15 protein-coding genes and 1 pseudogene are annotated in these 17708 nt (G+C 64.3%); 6 read left to right on the top strand and 10 right to left on the bottom strand.

Going from position 1 to position 17708, the window contains the following annotated elements; translation table 11 throughout:
* The 6 genes and pseudogenes from ENZ75_RS02760 to ENZ75_RS02735 form a co-directional block, all read right to left on the bottom strand.
* Positions 1–239 (bottom strand): annotated as a pseudogene (locus ENZ75_RS02760) (ABC transporter permease); the annotation flags it as partial.
* A complete protein-coding gene (locus tag ENZ75_RS02755; RefSeq protein ID WP_063169489.1) occupies positions 239–1750 on the bottom strand; it encodes an ABC transporter ATP-binding protein in 1512 nt (503 codons plus the stop codon). The pseudogene ENZ75_RS02760 and the gene ENZ75_RS02755, both read right to left, overlap by 1 nt.
* Positions 1751–1985: 235 nt before the next feature.
* On the bottom strand, positions 1986–3017 hold the full coding sequence (locus ENZ75_RS02750) for a BMP family protein (RefSeq protein ID WP_013528955.1): 1032 nt from the start codon (positions 3015–3017) through the stop codon (positions 1986–1988).
* A gap of 143 nt (positions 3018–3160) precedes the next feature.
* A complete protein-coding gene (gene pcaF, locus ENZ75_RS02745; RefSeq protein WP_013528954.1) occupies positions 3161–4366 on the bottom strand; it encodes a 3-oxoadipyl-CoA thiolase in 1206 nt (401 codons plus the stop codon).
* 1 nt (position 4367) lies between these two features.
* Positions 4368–5168, bottom strand: a complete 801-nt coding sequence (locus tag ENZ75_RS02740; RefSeq protein ID WP_063169490.1) for a CoA-transferase subunit beta — start codon at positions 5166–5168, stop codon at positions 4368–4370.
* Positions 5165–6022, bottom strand: coding sequence for a CoA transferase subunit A (locus tag ENZ75_RS02735; RefSeq protein WP_063169491.1), 858 nt, complete (start codon positions 6020–6022; stop codon positions 5165–5167). The genes ENZ75_RS02740 and ENZ75_RS02735 overlap by 4 nt, the downstream gene beginning before the upstream one ends.
* A gap of 121 nt (positions 6023–6143) precedes the next feature.
* Here ENZ75_RS02735 and ENZ75_RS02730 point away from each other — a divergent pair, with 121 nt between their 5' ends.
* Positions 6144–6914, top strand: coding sequence for an IclR family transcriptional regulator C-terminal domain-containing protein (locus tag ENZ75_RS02730; protein ID WP_027163027.1), 771 nt, complete (start codon positions 6144–6146; stop codon positions 6912–6914).
* A 241-nt stretch (positions 6915–7155) separates the two neighbouring features.
* On the opposite strand, the gene ENZ75_RS02720 is transcribed toward ENZ75_RS02730, so the two are convergent.
* Genes ENZ75_RS02720 through ENZ75_RS02705 form a run of 4 tightly spaced genes read right to left on the bottom strand, consistent with a single transcriptional unit; the run spans position 7156 to position 12078 of the window.
* Positions 7156–8457, bottom strand: coding sequence for an FAD-binding oxidoreductase (locus ENZ75_RS02720; protein WP_063169492.1), 1302 nt, complete (start codon positions 8455–8457; stop codon positions 7156–7158).
* Positions 8458–8459: 2 nt separating this feature from the next.
* Positions 8460–9839, bottom strand: a complete 1380-nt coding sequence (locus tag ENZ75_RS02715) for a glutamine synthetase family protein (RefSeq protein WP_063169493.1) — start codon at positions 9837–9839, stop codon at positions 8460–8462.
* A gap of 6 nt (positions 9840–9845) precedes the next feature.
* On the bottom strand, positions 9846–11129 hold the full coding sequence (locus ENZ75_RS02710; RefSeq protein WP_013528948.1) for a glycosyltransferase: 1284 nt from the start codon (positions 11127–11129) through the stop codon (positions 9846–9848).
* Between the two features lie 10 nt (positions 11130–11139).
* Positions 11140–12078, bottom strand: a complete 939-nt coding sequence (locus ENZ75_RS02705; protein ID WP_063169494.1) for a GntR family transcriptional regulator — start codon at positions 12076–12078, stop codon at positions 11140–11142.
* Between the two features lie 239 nt (positions 12079–12317).
* Here ENZ75_RS02705 and ENZ75_RS02700 point away from each other — a divergent pair, with 239 nt between their 5' ends.
* The 5 genes from ENZ75_RS02700 (at position 12318) to ENZ75_RS02680 (ending at position 17473) form a co-directional block, all read left to right on the top strand.
* Positions 12318–13382 (top strand): spermidine/putrescine ABC transporter substrate-binding protein, encoded by a 1065-nt coding sequence (locus ENZ75_RS02700; protein WP_063169495.1) that lies wholly within the window; start codon positions 12318–12320, stop codon positions 13380–13382.
* Positions 13383–13485: 103 nt separating this feature from the next.
* Entirely contained in the window at positions 13486–14328 is an 843-nt protein-coding gene (locus tag ENZ75_RS02695) for an ABC transporter permease (RefSeq protein WP_027163033.1), read from the top strand.
* Positions 14321–15115 (top strand): ABC transporter permease, encoded by a 795-nt coding sequence (locus ENZ75_RS02690; RefSeq protein ID WP_063169496.1) that lies wholly within the window; start codon positions 14321–14323, stop codon positions 15113–15115. Before ENZ75_RS02695 ends, ENZ75_RS02690 begins: the two co-directional genes overlap by 8 nt.
* Positions 15112–16185: an ABC transporter ATP-binding protein gene (locus ENZ75_RS02685; protein ID WP_024504743.1), complete on the top strand. Its 1074-nt coding sequence runs from the start codon at positions 15112–15114 to the stop codon at positions 16183–16185. Before ENZ75_RS02690 ends, ENZ75_RS02685 begins: the two co-directional genes overlap by 4 nt.
* A gap of 13 nt (positions 16186–16198) precedes the next feature.
* Positions 16199–17473: a glycosyltransferase gene (locus ENZ75_RS02680; RefSeq protein WP_063169497.1), complete on the top strand. Its 1275-nt coding sequence runs from the start codon at positions 16199–16201 to the stop codon at positions 17471–17473.
* The last annotated feature ends 235 nt before the right edge of the window (positions 17474–17708 follow it).

Raw genomic sequence — 17708 nt, 5'->3', positions numbered from 1 at the left:
AGGGCGCCCGCCACCGCCAGTCCGGTGAAGATCATCGGCGCGGCGCGCACCATCGTTTCGGTGATCGCATAGCTGTCGCCCAGCGAGGCCGTGAACATCACGCCATACGCATCGAGCACGCCGGCGCCGGCCAGCGCGATCAGGCCACTGCACAGGACAAGCGTCGCGCCGATAGCCAGCAGCGGCAAAGCGAGGTTGAACCAGGCCGGCGTAGAGGTGCGGACTTCCAGGCGAAACATCAGCTGTGCCCCTCCGCCCCGGTCATCATCAGGCCGAGCTGTGCGATCGTTGCATCGGCGCTGTCGAGCGTGCCGACAATGCGGCCCTCATACATCACCGCGATGCGATCGCAGAGCACCAGCAGCTCTTCCAGATCCTCGCCGATGACGATGATGCCGCAGCCCTTGGCCCGCATGTCGAGGAACTTTTCGTGGATGAAACGCGCCGCGCCGATATCGAGCCCGCGCGTCGGTTGCGAGACGATCAGAACCTTCGGGTCGAAGGCCAGTTCGCGTGCCAAGAGCGCCTTCTGCAGATTGCCGCCGGACAGCGCTCCCGCGCGGGTCATCGGCCCGGGGCACCTTATATCATAGGCCTTGATCTGCTCTTCCGCGAAGGCGCGGATCGTATCCGGCTTGAGCAGGCCCTTGCTGCTGAACGCGGCGGTGCCGATGCGCGGCAACACCATCGAATCCGCGAGCGGCAGGTTGGTAACCAGCCCCGTCGTCATACGGTCTTCCGGGATGCGGCCAAGACCGAGCGCCTGCACTTCGCGCGGCGAAAAGCGTGAGACTTTCTGGCCGGCGATCGTCATCCGGCCGGCGTCAGGTACGCGCACGCCGGAGATGACCTCCGCCAGCGCGCGCTGGCCATTGCCCGACACGCCGGCAATGCCGAGGATCTCGCCTGCACGCACGGCAAGCGACACGTCGCGCAGCGCCGTACCCGAATGACGCGAGGTGGAAATGCCGTCGAGGGTCAGCACCGCAGCACCGGGCGTCGACTGTCCCCGCGCCGGCGGCACGATCTCATGGCCGCACATCAGTTGCGCCATTGCGGACGATGTCGTGTTGGCGGGATCGTCGACGCGGCCGGCGACGCGCCCATGCCGCAGCACTGTGCAGCGATGCGTCAGTGCCCGCACCTCGTTGAGCTTGTGCGAAATGAAAATGATGCCGAGCCCTTGCGCCGCCATCGACCGCAACGCCGAAAACAGCCCGTCGACCTCGCTCGGCGCCAGCACCGCCGTCGGCTCGTCGAGGATCAAGAGCCTGGCGCCGCGAAACAGTGCCTTGACGATTTCGAGCCGCTGCTGCTCGCCGACCGACAGCGCCGAGACCGGAAGATCGGGATCAAGCGTCAGCCCATGCTGGCGGCCGATCTCGGCCAGCCGCGCCAGCCCGCCGGCGCGGTCGATCCGCCCTGTCTTGCCGGGAATGCCTATCAGCAGGTTCTCCAGCACCGTCAGCCTTGGCGCCAGATGAAAATGCTGGTGCACCATGCCGATGCCGGCGGCTAGCGCATCGGCGGAACTTGTGATCCGCACCGGCCTGCCCTGGATGAGAATCTCGCCGGCGTCGGGCGCATAGGCGCCGAACAGCACGTTCATCAGCGTCGTCTTGCCGGCGCCGTTCTCGCCCAGCAGCCCGAGGATCTCGCCCGGCGCGACGCTAAGGTCGACAGCCTCGTTCGCCTTGACGGCGCCGAAGTGTTTGGTGATGCCGCGCATTTCGATGAGGGGGGCGGACAAGGGGGCTCCTGAACGTACGGGCTTTGCGATTCAGCTTTGATTGAGAGGAATGCGCTGCACCCCCCTCTGGCCTGCCGGCCATCTCCCCCTCAAGGGGGAGATTGGATGTCATATCGGCTTTCGCCAATTTTCTTGAAAGAACAGCGCGTCGCCGAAACTGCTAATCTCCCCCCTTGAGGGGAGATGTCCGGCAGGGCAGAGGGGGGCGCCTAGCGCCAGCCCCTCAAACCAGAACTCAATCCGAAACCGGCGTGTTCTCGTCCACGTCGACGCGGAAATTGCCTTCGAGTATCTCGGCTTTCTTCTTTTCGACCAGCTCCTTCACGTCCGCCGGCAGCGTCTTGTCGAACTTGTGGTAAGGCGCCAGATGCGAGCCGCCCTTGGCCATGCGCGAGAAGTCGCCATAGTCCTGCGCGGTGAAGACGCCGGCCTTGACCAGCTTGATCGCCTGTTCGACCGTCGGATACATGTCCCAGACCGGGCCGGTGATGACCGTATCCGGGCCGAGACTCGATTGGTCGGACATGTTGGAGATGGCAAGGATCTTCTTGTCGACCGCCGCTTCGATGACACCGAAGCGCTCGGCATAGATGACGTCGACACCGGCGTCGATCTGCGCGACCGCCGCTTCCTTGGCCTTGGGCGGATCGAAGAAAGAGCCGATGAAGGCGACCTTCTTCTTGATGTTCGGGTTGACCTCCTTGGCGCCGGCGAAGAAGGCGTTGACCAGCCGGTTCACTTCCGGAATGCCCATCGCCGCGACGGCGCCGATCGTGCCCGACTTCGACATCTTGCCGGCGATCATACCGGAGAGATAGGCGGGCTCGTGGATCCAGTTGTCGAACACGCCAAAATTCGGTTCCGCCGGCCCGGCACCGGAGCCGAACAGCCAGGCGGTCTTCGGGAACTGCTTGGCGGTGCGGCGCGATTCACGCTCGGCGGCGAAGGCATCACCCAGCACCAGCTGGTAGCCGCCTTGCGCGTATTCGCGCATGACGCGGCTGAAATCGGCGGTCTGCACCTTCTCCGACCATTTGTATTCGATGCCGAGTTCCTTCTCGGCTTTCTGCAGGGCGACATGGATCTGGTTGTCCCATGGCTCCTCGATCGGCGTGGCGAAGATCGCCGCCACCTTCAGTTTCTTGTCCTTGCCGAAGGCAGCGCCCGGCAGCATTGCCGCAGCCAGGCCAAGCGCGCCCAACTCCAGCACATTGCGTCGCGAAAGCCCTTCGCGTGCGGATTGAAATCTGTTCTTTCGGTTTTCCATTGTATTCCCCTCTGTTCGACAGCCGTGTCGAGCCGGCTGTTCTAAAAATCAGACGAGGAACTATGGAACGGGTCCGGACTTTTGTCCACGTGGTCAAATTTAACCGCACCGGATTCTCGAAGTTAGCCGGAGAGACTTGCCGATCAGACCCGTTCCAGCGCGATCGCGATGCCCTGGCCGACGCCGATGCACATGGTGGCAAGCGCATACCGGCCGCCGCGCTCGCGAAGCTCCAGCGCCGCCGTGCCGGATATGCGGGCGCCCGACATGCCCAAGGGATGGCCGAGCGCGATGGCGCCGCCATTCGGGTTGACGTGTTCGGCGTCCTCGGCAATGCCGAGCTGGCGCAGCACGGCGATGCCTTGCGAGGCAAAGGCTTCGTTGAGCTCGATGACGTCGAACTGTTTTGGTGTCAGGCCAAGCCGCGCGCAGAGTTTTTGCGTCGCCGGCACCGGGCCGATGCCCATGATGCGCGGCGCCACGCCGGCGGCAGCCCCGCCGAGGATGCGGGCGATCGGCGTCAGCCCATACTTTTTCACCGCCGCCTCGGAGGCAACGATCAGTGCCGCCGCGCCGTCATTGACGCCGGAAGCATTGCCGGCCGTCACCGTGCCGCCCTGCCGGAACGGCGTCGGCAGCTTGGCCAGCGCCTCGACCGTTGAGCCCGCGCGGGGGTGTTCATCCTTGCTGACAATGAGCGCATCGCCCTTGCGCTGCAGGATGGTCACTGGGGTGATCTCCTTCGCCAATCTTCCATTGGCTTGTGCGGCGACGGCCTTGTTCTGGCTGCGCACTGCGAAGGCGTCCTGGTCGGCCCGCGACACCGAAAAATCCTCGGCGACGTTCTCGCCGGTTTCCGGCATGGAATCGACGCCATACTGCTTCTTCATCAGCGGGTTGACGAAGCGCCAGCCGATGGTGGTGTCGTAAATCTCGGCATTGCGCGAGAACGCCGTGTCGGCCTTGGGCATGACGAAGGGTGCCCGGCTCATCGATTCGACGCCGCCCGCGATCATCAGCTCCGCCTCGCCGGCCTTGATGGCTCGGGCGGCAATGGTCAGCGCATCCATGCCGGAGCCGCACAGGCGATTGACGGTCGAGCCCGGGACCTCCTTTGGCAGCCCGGCCAGCAGCAGCGCCATGCGCGCTACGTTGCGATTGTCCTCGCCGGCCTGGTTGGCGCAGCCATAGACGACATCGTCGATCGCCTGCCAGTCGATGCCCGGATTGCGCTCGGCCAGCGCCCTCAGCGGGATGGCGCCTAGATCGTCCGATCGTACCGAAGACAGCGAACCGCCGAAGCGGCCGATCGGCGTGCGGATGTAGTCGCAGATATAGGCCTCGGCCATGTCATGCAGCCTTTGCTTTTCCGGTTCCCTCATGCGCCGCCTTGGTGCGGGCCTGCAGGTCGCGCAATGTCTTCAATTCGAGTTCGCTTGGCGCCGGTGTTTCGTCAAGCGCCTCCGCGAACTTTACCACCCAGCCACAGCTCTCCTGCACCTGCTGGCGGGTGACGCCCGGATGCAACGACACGACGGTGAATTCCTTGGTCACCGGATCCGGCTTCCAGATGGCGAGATCGGTGATCAGCAAGGTCGGACCTGATGTGTCGATGCCAAGCCGCTTGCGATGGTCGCCGCCCTCGCCATGGCCGAAGGAGGTGAAGAAGTCGATCTTCTCGACCATGCCGCGCTTGGTCTGCGCCATTGTGATGTAGATCTGCTTCGACGAGGTCGCGATCTCCGGCGCGCCGCCGCCGCCGGGCAGCCTGGTCTTGGGATGGAAATAGTCGCCGATGACCGTGGTGTTGATGTTGCCGAACTTGTCGATCTGCGCCGCCCCCAAAAAACCGATCGAGATGCGGCCGCCCTGCAGCCAGTAGCGGAACATCTCCGGCACCGCGACGGTGGTGACGGCGGTCTCGCACAATTCGCCATCGCCGATCGACAGCGGCAGCACGTCGGGCGCGGTGCCGATCGTGCCGCTCTCGTAGATCAGCGTGATGTCAGGCGCATGCGTTAGCCGCGCCACATTGCAGGCCGCGGACGGTGCGCCGATGCCGACGAAGCAGACATCGTCATTCCTGAGCGCCCTGCTGGCGGCGATCGTCATCATCTCGTTGGGGGTGAAACCCAATGGATTGTCGCTCATGCCGCTTTCCTCAAATGCTCGACCCGGGCCGCGAAATCGCCGGCGCTCTTCTCGATGACATTGGCCTGCATCCACGCCTGGAATTTGTCACGGTCGGCGGCGATCTCGTCCCATTCGAGATAGGCGGCATTGTCACGCGCATAATAGCCATGTGCGTAGGACGGGTGCGAGCCGCCTGGCACGACGGATATCGCCGCGATCGTCCAGCGCGGCAGCACGGTCAGATTGGGGTGCAGATCGTCGAAATTATCGACCACTTCCTCCACCGTCACCACCGCTCGCTTGGCCGCCAGCACCGCTTCCTTCTGGATGCCGATGATGCCTTCGACCAGCACATTGCCTTGTCTGTCGGCCTTCTGCGCATGGATGAAGGTGACGTCAGGCCTGATCGAAGGAACAGCCGCCAGCACCTCGCCGGTGAACGGACAGGTGACAGACTTGATGTTCGGATTGACCGCCGCGAGGCCAGCACCGCGATAGCCGCGAAACACCGCGCAGGGCAGACCGGCCGCGCCCGCCTCATAGGCATTGGCCATGCCGGCATGGCTGTGCTCCTCGATCTCGATCGATCTGGGGAAACCGTTCTCGATGGCGTCGCGGGCGCGCCGCAGCAGGCCGACGCCGGGATTGCCGACATAGGAGAAGACGATTTTCTTCGCCATGCCCATACCGATCATCTGGTCGTAGATCAGGTCCGGCGTCATGCGGACCAGGGTCAGGTCGCGAAAACCCTGACGGATCGCCTCATGCGCCGCCGCCGTCGGGATCAGATGGGTGAAACCCTCGAAGGCGACCGTGTCATCATCGTTCAAATTCTCCGCAACAGCCTGTTTGAGCGGCAGGAACTTGACCATCGCATCGGCTCCGGGTTCAAAAAGTTCGCATTGCGAACATATGTTTTATATGCGATACTTTCTACGCTGGGGGAGGGCGAGGAGTCAATCCTGGCGTCGATGCCGTTCCCGCGGAGTTGAGATGGACGAAGAAGCCGCTTCCCGTGATCATGTCGGCTCGCTCGAGCGCGGCCTTGCCGTCATGGAGATCCTGGCTCGGCATCCCTCGGGCATGACGCTGACCGAAATGGCCGAGGAAGCGGGCCTGACCCGCGCCGGCGCCCGCCGCTTTCTGCTGACGCTCACCGCCACCGGCTATGCAACGCAAGCCGGCCGCGTGTTCTCGCTGTCGCCACGCTTGCTGACGATCGCCCGCACCTGGCTCGGCGGCGCCTCGCTCTGGGCCTTCGCCGCACCCATCATGCGCGCGGTCGCCGCACAGCTGAACGAGGCCTGTTCGGCGGCGATCCTGTCGGGTGCCGATGTCGTCTATGTCGCCCGTATTCCCGGCCGCCGCATCCTCAGCGTGTCGCTCGATGTCGGCACCAGGCTGCCGGCCTATTGCACCTCGATGGGACGCATCCTGCTTGCCGGTCTGACGCCTCAGGAATTGGACGCATTCCTCGGCCAGGCGACGATCGAGAGACGGACGCCGAAGACGATCACCGACAGGTGTTTGTTAGCCAACGCCATCGGCAAGGCGAAAGCGGACGGCTTTGCCATCGTCGACGAGGAACTGGAACTCGGCCTGCGCTCGATCGCCGTGCCGATCCGCGACCGCGCAGAACGCACGGTCGCGGCCATCAACGTCTCGACGCAATCGGCGCGGTTCTCCGTCGCGGAGATGGAGCGGGAGATTCTGCCGGCGCTGCTGGAGGCCAGGCAGCGGATTGAAGATTTTTTTGTGGTTTAAGAGGCCTTCTCCAACAACCTTCACCGTCGGCGGGACAGCGCCCCCCTCTGCCCTGCCGGGCATCTCCCCCTCTTGGGGGGAGATCGGACGTCACGCCGGCTTTCGCCAATCTCCAACGACGCAGGAATGGGCGAAGCCACCAATCTGCCAATCTCCCCCCTTGAGGGGGAGATGTCCGGCAGGACTGAGGGGGGCGCGAAGGATCGCGGCGTTTTGCAATTCGCCGCCGCCCCGCCGACCCTCAATGCTTGATGCGATCCCGCATGGCATACCACAGCATGCCCAGCACATAGAGCGGACCGCGCAGCGCCGTGCCGCCGGGGAATGGCATCGGGGTGAGCGTCGAGAACAGATCGAGCCGCGAGGCGTCGCCGGCGATCGCCTCGGCCAGGAGCTTGCCCGACAGCGTCGACAGGATGACGCCCTTGCCGGAATAGCCATGCGCGAAATAGACCTCGCCATAGTGCCCGACATGCGGCAGCCTGGATGTCGTCACCGACACCAGCCCGCCCCAGGCGTGATCGATGCGGCAGCCCTGAAGTTGCGGGAAGGTGGCTTCCATATGCGGCCGCACGAAGCCGGCGATATCGGCCGGCGGTGACGGCGTGTAGCGCTCGCCGCCGCCGAACAGCAGCCGGCCGTCCGCCGACATCCGGTAATAGTTGACGACGAAGCGTGTGTCGGACACCGCGACATTGGCCGGGATGACATTGCGCTTGCCCTCCAGCGGCTCGGTGGCGACGATGTAGTTGCCAACCGGCATGATGCGGCTGTTGACGCGCGGCTCCAGCCCATCGAGCAGAGCGTCACCGGCCAGCACGACATGTTTTGCACGCACCGATCCCTTTGCCGTCGAGATCCGGATCGAAGGCTCACGCTCCAGCTTCACCGCCACCGAATTCTCATGGATGACGACGCCGGCAGCAATCGCCGCGCGGGCAAGGCCGAGCGTGTAGTTCAGCGGATGCATGTGGCCGCCGAGCGGCTCATACATCGCGCCATGATAGGGTGTGTCGACCTTGGCTCGGGCTTCCGCCGCCGACAGGATTTCGGCGTGCGGGAACTTCATCACCGTAGCCAGGCACTCGACCTCTTCCTCGAGATCCTTGAGGTCGGAACCGTTGACCGCGCCGACCAGATGGCCGGTCAGCCTGAGATCGCAATCGATGGCATGGCGCTCGATGATGTCGAGCACCAGCCCACGCGCCTCGAACGCAAGATCGAACAGCACCTTTGCCCGCTCCGGCCCGTAGAGCTTGACCAGGCCCTTGGCGCCCTTGCGCAGGCCGGGGATCATCTGGCCGCCATTGCGGCCCGACGCCCCCCAACCGATCTTGCCGCCTTCGAGCAGCACCACCTTCAACCCGCGCTCGGCGGCGTGAAGGGCGGCCGACAGGCCGGTGCAGCCGCCGCCGACGACAACCAGGTCGGTGTCGACGTCGCCGACCAGCGCCGGATGGTCCGGCGCCGGATTGGCGGTGGCGACATAATAGGATTTTGCGATATCGAGGCCCGAATTGAAGCCCGTTGAACTGGAAGCCATGATCACACCTTCAGCAGAAGGTGGTCGCGTTCCCAGCTCGTCACCACGCCCTGGAACAGGTCGAGCTCGACGCTCTTTACGCGCAGATAAGTCTGGAAGAAATCCTCGCCGAGCAGTTCCCGCACCGGGCCGCAAGCCTCGAAACGATCGAGCGCCTCCTCCATCGTCTTCGGCAGCGTGCTCTTGATCTTGTAGGCATTGCCCGACGCCTCGGGCGAGCGCGCCAGTTTCTGCTCGACGCCGAGATAGCCGGCAAGCAGCGAGCCGGCGATCGCCAGGTAAGGATTGGAATCCGCGCCCGGAAGCCGGTTCTCCACCCGCCGCGCGGCGCGGCCGCCGGCCGGCACGCGCAGGCCGCAGGAGCGGTTGTCATGCGACCATTCGATGTTGGCCGGCGCGCTGTGGTTCGGCCTGATGCGGCGGAACGAGTTCACGTTGGGCGCGAACAGCGGCATGATTTCGGGGACATATTTCTGCAGGCCGCCGATGAAGTGGCCAAACATTGCGGTGTCGGCATCGTCGCTGCCGGCAAACAAAGTCCTGCCGGCCTCGTCGATGACCGACATGTGCAGATGCATGGAGCTGCCGGCCTGTGCGGCGATCGGCTTGGCCATGAAGGTGGCGTGCATGCCGCTTTGCTGCGCGGCCTGGCGCGTCAGCCGCTTGAACAGCAGCACCTTGTCGGCCAGCGGCAGCGCATCGCCATGCAGGAAGTTGATCTCCAACTGCGCGGTTCCCGACTCATGGATCAGCGTGTCGAGCGGCAGGCCGGCCGCCGCCGCATAATCGTAAATGCGGCGGATCACCGGCTCGAACTCCTCGAGCCCGGCCATATCGTAGGGATGCTGCACGGTCTCGGCGCGGCCATTGGCGCCGACCGGGGCGGTCAGCGGACGGTCCGGATCCGGATTGGGCGCGGTGAGATAGAATTCCACCTCGGGCGCCACCACCGCCCGCCAGCCGCGCTTGGCGTAGAGGTCGAGCACGGCCCTGAGCACATGGCGCGGCGAGGCCATCCAGGGCCGGCCGTCCATATGGAAGGCATCGGCAAAGACATAGGCCTTGCCGGGAGCGGCACCCGGCGCCAGGCAGAGCGTCGATACATCAGGCACCATGCGCATGTCCGGATCCGAATAGGCAAAACCCTCGTCGATCGAGCCGGAATAGCGGCCGTCGATGCTGACCAGGAAAGCGCTGCTCGGCAGATAGAGCGCGCGGTCTTCAAGCGCCTGGAGGAATTTGGCCGTCGGCAAGGCCTTGCCGCGCAGGACGCCGTTCATGTCGGGCACCAGGCACTCGACTTCGTTGATGCCGTGCCGGGCCAGCCAGGCCTTGGCATCGTTGCCGCTGGAGAGCGAGATGTTCGTGTTGTTGTCAGGCATTTTCGTTCAAATCCGTATCAGAGAGAGTATGGCTTGCGCGGCCGCATCCGTTCCGGGTTTCAGCGCCATTTGGGCTGCATTGTCCTTGAGGCGGGCGCGCATGGCATCGTCGGCCAGCAGGCCGAGAATGGCTTTCTCCAACACTCCTTCGGTCCAGCCGTCACGGCCGATATGGTCGCCGGTGCCGGTCTCTTCGGCGCGTTGCGCGTTGTCGTGTCCATCCCAGCAATAGGGCATGATCAGCGACGGCACGCCGAAGCGCAGCGCTTCGCAAAAACTGTTGTTGCCGCCGTGATGGATGAACAGATCCGACTTCGCCACCACCGAGGGCTGCGGAAACCAGGCGTCGAGATAGACATTGTCCGGCACCGCGCGGTAAGCGTCGCGCAGGCCGCCGGCATTGACGATGAAGCGCGCCGGCAGCCTGTCGAACACCACCAGCATGCGCTCGATCAGGCCGACATCCATGGCACCCAGGCTGCCGAAGCTGACATAGACCAGCGGCCCGCCATTGCGCGGGAACACCGGCACCTCGAACGGCCCTTCAGAACGCACGCAGCCCTCGAGATAGACGAAGCGCGCGGGGTCGAGCGGCTCGGCACGCTCGCGGCGCACGATCGTCGGCGTCAGCAGCAGGTTGAGATCGGGCGACGTCTCGAGGAACTGACCCTTCGGCAGCGGCCCCAGTCCGGCATCCGCCCGGAAGCGGTTGAAGCGGTCATGCGCCGGCGCGCAAGCCGCCAGATACCTGGCCTCGAACGCCGCGCGTTGCGGGTCGTCCACGCCAAGCCCCGACAGATAGGGCGGCACATTGGCGTCCGGCAGCTCGGTCTCGGCGCAGGAGACGACGCGCACCCACGGACAGCCGGCGGCGGCGATCGCCGGGAACATGATGACATTGTCGAGCACCACGGCATCCGGCTTGAGCCGTGCCAGCAATTGGCGCAGCGGCGCCTCGGCATTGACCGCGGTGTCGACGATGGCCTGCCAGGTCGGAGCGACATAGGTCTCAAGCTGGTCGATCGGGCTCAGCCTGAAATGCGGCAGGTGCCGGCGCACGAAAGCCTGCCAGTAGCTCTGACGTTGGCTCTCGCTCAGCGGCTCGTCGGTTGGCAACTGGTATTCCTGGAAACCATAGTCGGCAAAGACGCCGGAGAAACCGGCATGGCAGATGAAGACGGGCCGGGCGCCTTTCGCACGCAGCGCCTGCGCGATGCCGACGCAATTCAACGCCGCGCCGAAGCTTGCTTCGGGAAACAGCGCGATGGTCGGGCTGGCTTTACGCGTCAATTAATCCTCGTCATTCCGGCCGGCTGATCGTGCCGAACAGCGCGGGAGCCCCGCGGCTGGCCGCTTGCGGTCGCTGGTTGCGGGAGAGCCGCAGATGAATGCGAAGCAGATCGGCAGCCACCTCATACTGCAGGCTTTCAAGATGGTCGAGTATGACAAGGTGTTCGCGCAGCGATTGCCGCAATCGGAAGACGTTGACGCCGGCATAGATGCCCGGCAGCCGGCGCAGCCTGAGGTGATCGGCGAGCGCGTCGGCGATGAAGCGGTTGGCGCTGCCCTCGGCGAGCATGCCGTGAAAATCGATGTCCAATCGCTGGAACTCGCGTGTGTCGAAGGCGGCGTCCGGCAGCGTCACCAGCGCTTCCATAGCCTGGCGCAACGTCGCCGCCCGCGCGCCGTCCAGCCTGAAGCCGGGCGTCAGGATGGCCGCGGGCTCGAGCAGCAAGCGGAACTCGTAGCTGTCGCCTTGCGCTTCCGGATCGTCGGGCGTGCGCCGAAACAGCCAGGACTGGCCAGGCGCACGATCCAGCAGATTCTCTTCGGTCAGTTTGTTCAACGCTTTTAATACCGTCTTGCGCTCGGCACTGTAGCGCCGCATCAATCCCGCGACGGTCACCGTCTGGTCCAGTCGCCGCGCCGAGCGGTCGCGCAGGATCGCCTCGGCCAACTCGTCCTCCTCGGCAGCGGGCAATTCCGTGGCGACCGAAGCCTGCGCGGTGAGGTCGATGGCCAGATGATAACCGGACTCCGCCTCCCAGCGCACGACGCCCCGTTCCGCGAGCAGGCCGAGTGCCGCCCGCACCGGCGTGCGCGAGACATTGCACAGCGACGCGATCTGCTGCTCGGGCAAGCGTGCACCGGGCTCGAAGCCGCGCTGGCGCGCCACATCCAGGATGCGCTGCGCCAGATCAAGATGGTTGGTGCGGGGTCGTCTGGCTGCGGCTTGCATGGCTGGTCCAGCGGAAAACGAGATGACCGCATTGATTTGACCGATCGCCCGAACGGACGCAATCGGCCAGTTTCCTCGGTCGTTTGACAAATTATGGATTGACGTACTTTTTTCTGCAATAGTACTGTCAGCACAATCGGCGAGAAAAAGACCGAGGGAACAGGATCGAGGCAGCGGCAAGGGTCGCAAGCGTTGGTCCGGCGAATGAAATTCGACGATCAACCGAATGGGAGTCTGTCATGACCGCTACCAGCCTGCGGCGCCGTGCGCTGAAAACATCTTCGATCGCACTTGGCCTGGCCTTGGCGCTGTCCGCGCCGGCGACGGCTGCCGACCTCGTCATTTCCAACTGGGACGGCTACATGGCACCCGACGCCATGGCCGCCTTCAAGACCGCAACCGGCGTTTCGGGCGAAGTGGTGGTGCATGCCACCAATGAAGAGATCATGGGCAAGCTGATCGCCGCCGGCGGCAAGGGCTATGACGTGGTCTTTGTCTCCTCACCCTTCGCCGAGGTGCTGAACAAGCTCGGCCTGACCGAGCCGATCGACCACGCCAAGATCCCCAACCTCGCCAACCTCTATCCGGAAGCAGCCAAGCTGCCGCACGATGTCGGCAATGCCTTCTCGGTGCCCTACACCTGGGGCACCACCGGCCTCTGCTATCGCTCGGATCTGATGAAGGTCGCACCGGCCAGCTGGAGCGACCTGCTCGCGCCCTCCGACGAATTGAAGGGCAAGACCACCATGCTGGCGACCGACCGCTGGCTGCTGGCCGCCGGCCAGCTCGACAAGGGCTATTCGGTCAACGAAACCGACCCGGCCAAGATGGCCGAGGTCAAGGATCTGCTGATCTCGGCCAAGAAGACCCTGCTCGCCTATGACGACACCACCTTCTATTCCAAGCTGGTGTCCGGCGAGGCACTGATGGTGCAGGCCTGGGACGGCTGGTGCAATTACGGCATCGCCGAAAAGCCGGAGATCAAATACGTCATTCCCAAGGAAGGTTCGGACCTCTGGGTCGACACGATGGTGGTGATGAAGGCCTCCGCCAACAAGGACGCCGCCTTCCAGTTCATCAACTTCATGCTCGACGCCAAGAACCACGCCTGGGCGGCGCAGAACATCGACTACAAGGTGCCGAACAAGCCGGCCATGGAGAGCCTGCCGGCCGATTTTCTGGCAAAATTCCCCAACATGGCGATGCCGGTGGCCGATCTCGTCAAATTCGAGCAGTTGCGTGACGTCGGCGACGCCCAGCGCGACTATTCGAAGATCGTCAGCGAGATCAAGGCTGCGCAGTAAGCGGCGGCACATCAGAGACCACGGCCGACGGCGGGTTTCCGCCGTCGGCCGCTGAATGCGGTACCCAATCGTGTCCTCAACCAGACTTCGTTCCTCCTTGCTGATGGCCCCGGCGCTGGCCTGGCTCGCGGCCTTGATGGTGGTGCCGTGCGCGCTGGTACTGGCGCTCGCCTTCTTCCGGCGTGGCATCTATGGCGGCATCGAATACACCTTCACGCTGGAGAATTTCGGCCTGGTCTTCGACCCGCTCTATGCCGGCATCTTCCTCAATTCGGCGCGCATCGCCGGCACCGCGACCCTGATCGCGGTGGTGATCGGCTATGCTGCCGCCTACGCGATATCGGCGGCACCGCGCCGGTGGCAGCCAGTGTTCCTGTTCTTCGCCGTGCTGCCGTTCTGGTCCAACTATCTGATCCGCACCTATGCCTGGATCGTGCTGCTCAACCGCGAAGGCCTGATTACCCAGCTGCTGCGCTGGTTCGGCTACACCGGCGAGCCGCCGTCGATGCTCTACACCGAAGGCGCCGTCATCGCCGGCCTGGTCTATAACTACCTGCCCTTCGTCATTCTCGCCTGCTACGCGCCGCTGTCGCGACTCAACCCGGAACTCGCCGAGGCCTCGCGTGATCTCGGCGCTTCGGCAGCCACCACGTTCCGTCGTGTCATCCTGCCGCTGACCGTACCGGGCATCGCCGCCGGCGCGGTCTTCGTCTTCGTGCTGTCGATCGGTAATTTCGTCACGCCCGCGCTGCTCGGCGGCGGCCGCTTCCAGATGATCGGCAACCTCGTCTACGACCAGTTCCTGACCGCCAACGACTGGCCTTTCGGGGCGGCACTGGCGATGGCGCTGATTGCCATCATGCTTCTGGTACTGATGGCGCAAGCGCTGGCCGCCAATCGCGCCTCGGGTCACGTCACGCAAGCCGGCGGAGACACCGATGGCTGAGCGCTCCCCTGCCACGCGGCGCACGCTCTGGCTCGTGCTCAGCCTGGTCTTCGCTTTCCTCTACATCCCGATCGCCGTGCTGGTGGCGCTGTCCTTCAACGAAGGCGGGTTGCCGACGGCATGGTCGGGATTCTCCCTGAAATGGTATGTCTCGCTGGCCTCGAATTCGGCGATCCTGTCCGCGGCCCTCAACACGCTGATCGTGGCGCTGGTCTCGACCGCGATCGCCACTCTGCTCGGCACGCTGCTGGCGATCGGCATCGAGATGCGCCGGCAATACGGCAAGGCCCTCGAAGCGCTGATTTTCGCACCGATGATCATTCCCGACATCGTGCTGGCGATCGCGCTGCTCTCGTTCTTCTCCATGCTCAATCTAACCATGGGCCTGCACACCATCATCCTCGCCCATGTCGTCTTCAACCTCGCCTTCGTCTGCTCGGTGGTGCGCGCGCGGCTGAAGAGTTTCGACTGGTCGATCGTCGAGGCCTCCGCCGATCTCGGCGCCTCCGCGCTCACCACCTTCCGGCGGGTGACATTGCCGGTCATCGCGCCGGCGGTGATTGCAGGGGCGCTGCTCGCCTTCACGCTCTCGGTCGACGAGTTCATCATCGCCTTCTTCACCGCTGGCGCCGGCCGCGCCTCGACGACGCTGCCGATGCAGATCTACGCCATGATCCGCTTCGGCATCACGCCGGAGATCAACGCGCTGGCGACCATCGTCATGGCGGTCTCGATCACCGCGCTGACCCTGTCGCAGCGGCTCAACCGTGGGATCATCGGCCAATGAGCGAACCCCGCACTCTGCTGGCCATCGATCATGTGTCGAAGAATTTCGGCAGGGTGATGGCCGTCGACGGCATCTCGCTCGACATCCGCGAGAACGAGTTCTTCGCTTTGCTCGGCCCGTCCGGCTGCGGCAAGACCACGCTCTTGCGCATGCTGGCCGGTTTCGAGACGCCCAATGACGGGCGCATCCTGCTCGACGGACGTGACATCGCCAAAACCCCGCCCAACAAGCGGCCGGTCAATCTGATGTTCCAATCCTATGCGCTGTTTCCGCATATGAGCGTTCGCGCCAATGTCTCCTACGGCCTGGAGATGGAACGTTTGCCAACAGCTGAAATCCGCTCCCGCGTCGATGCCATCCTGGCGACGACCGAGCTCGTCCCCTTCGCCGACCGCAAGCCGGAGCAATTGTCGGGCGGCCAGAAGCAGCGCGTCGCGCTTGCCCGCGCGCTGGTCAAGCGGCCTCGCCTGCTGCTGCTCGACGAGCCGCTCGGCGCGCTCGACAAGAAGCTGCGCGGCGCCATGCAGCTGGAATTGAAGCGCCTGCAGCACGAGGTCGGCATCACCTTCGTCATCGTCACCCATGACCAGGAGGAATCGCTCGTCATGGCCGACCGCATGGCGGTGCTGAAAGACGGCAGATTGCTGCAATGCGACACGCCGCACGCGATCTACGAACACCCCGCCGATCGCTTCGTCGCCGACTTCATCGGCGTGATGAATTTCGTGCCGGGCCAAGCCGCCGTCGATGGCGTTGTAGCCACGAATGGCGCACGCATATCAGGCAAGGTTCCGGCAACGCTCTCGCCCGGCGCATCCGCTGTCGCTTCGGTGCGCCCTGAGCGCATCCGGCTATTCCCATCGGCGGAAACCGCCAACCGCATCACCGGCACGGTCGAGGCGCTGGCCTATCAGGGGCTGGACCTGCAGCTGCATGTCCGCACGCCCCTGTCGCCAAAGCCGTTCCTGGTGCGCGTCACCGCAGATGCCGCCGACCGCCGGCCGGTCTCGTCGGGCGACCAGGTCGAACTCGGCTGGGATGCCGCCGATGTCAGAATTTTCGCAGAATGACAGGAGAAGCCTGATGGCGCAGAAGACGATCGCGTTTTTTCCAGAAGCCGCCTACGGCCCGGCGCTCAATTCCGTCGGTATCGCCCAGGCAGTCGAAGCGCGCGGCCACAAGGCGGTGTTCCTGTCCGACCCCGGCTTCGTCGATGTCTACAAGGGCTACGGCTTCGAGGCGCATCCGGTGAACCTGTCGGAGCCGATGCCGCCCGAGCAGATGGCGAAATTCTGGGAGGATTTCATCAACGGCCATATCCCGAACTTCCGCAAATCGCCCTACGACCAGGTCGACAACTACGTCAAGGATTGCTGGACGGCGATCGTCGACAGCGCCAAATGGGCGCAGAAGGATCTGCCGCGCGTTCTCTCAGCCATCAAGCCGGATGTGATCTGCGTCGACAACGTCATCCTGTTCCCGGCCATCAAGCAGTACGGCAAGCCGTGGGTGCGCGTCATCTCCTGCTCGGAAAACGAGATCGAGGACGAGGACATCCCGCCCCATCTCTCCGGCTGCGGCGAGAACGACCATGCCGGCCACCAGCGCTACCGCGACCACTTCAATGCGGTGATCAAGCCGATCCATGACGACTTCAACGGCTTTCTCACCGCCAACCACGAGGCGCCCTATCCGATCGGCCAGTTCTTCGAAGCCTCGCCCTATTTGAACCTGCTGCTCTACCCCGAAGCGGCAAAATTCAAGCGCCGCCATCCGCTCGACCCGGCAAAATTCCAGTACCTCGAAGGCTGCGTGCGGCACGAAAAGCCGTACACGGTGCCGACCTTCTCCAGGAACAATGACGGGCCGCTGCTCTACGTCTCCTTCGGCAGCCTGGGCGCCGGCGATGTCGATCTGCTGAAGCGCATCATCGCGACATTGGGCAAGACGCGCTACAGGGCTCTGGTCAATGTCGGCGGCTACAAGGACCAGTACACGGACGTGCCCGGTAACGTCATTGTCGACAGCTGGTTTCCGCAGCCCTCGGTGATCCCGCAGGTCGATGCCGTCATCCACCATGGCGGCAACAACTCGTTCACCGAGTGCCTCTATTTCGGCAAACCGGCCATCATCATGCCCTATGTCTGGGATGGCCACGACAACGCCACCCGCGTCGAGGAAACCGGCCACGGCTTCGGCATGCCGCGCTACGACTGGACCGATGCCGAGCTGGTTGCCAAGATCGAGACCTGCCTGACCGACCCGGCGATGAAAGCCAAGCTGGCGAAGACATCGGCGCAGATGCACGCGCAGAATGGGCCGGAGAAAGCGGCCGGGTTGTTGGAGACGCTGCTGTGATTGAGATGCGGAGCCCAGGCGCCCCCCTCTGGCCTGCCGGCCATCTCCCCCTCAAGGGGGGAGATTGGATTTCGCGGCGGCTTTCGCCAATTTTCAACGCTGAAGAAGAGACACAGAAGCCAAAGTTGCCAATCTCCCCCCTTGAGGGGGAGATGTCCGGCAGGACAGAGGGGGGCCTCGTAGAGCGAAAACGGGGCGGGATTGAGCGCCCAAATGATGGAGCACGCTCATGACC

Source organism: Mesorhizobium sp. M7A.F.Ca.CA.002.04.1.1, assembly GCF_004022805.1.
Classification (GTDB): domain Bacteria; phylum Pseudomonadota; class Alphaproteobacteria; order Rhizobiales; family Rhizobiaceae; genus Mesorhizobium; species Mesorhizobium ciceri.
Note: the sequence above shows the minus strand (reverse complement) of the source record. Positions and strands in the feature narration are given on the sequence as shown.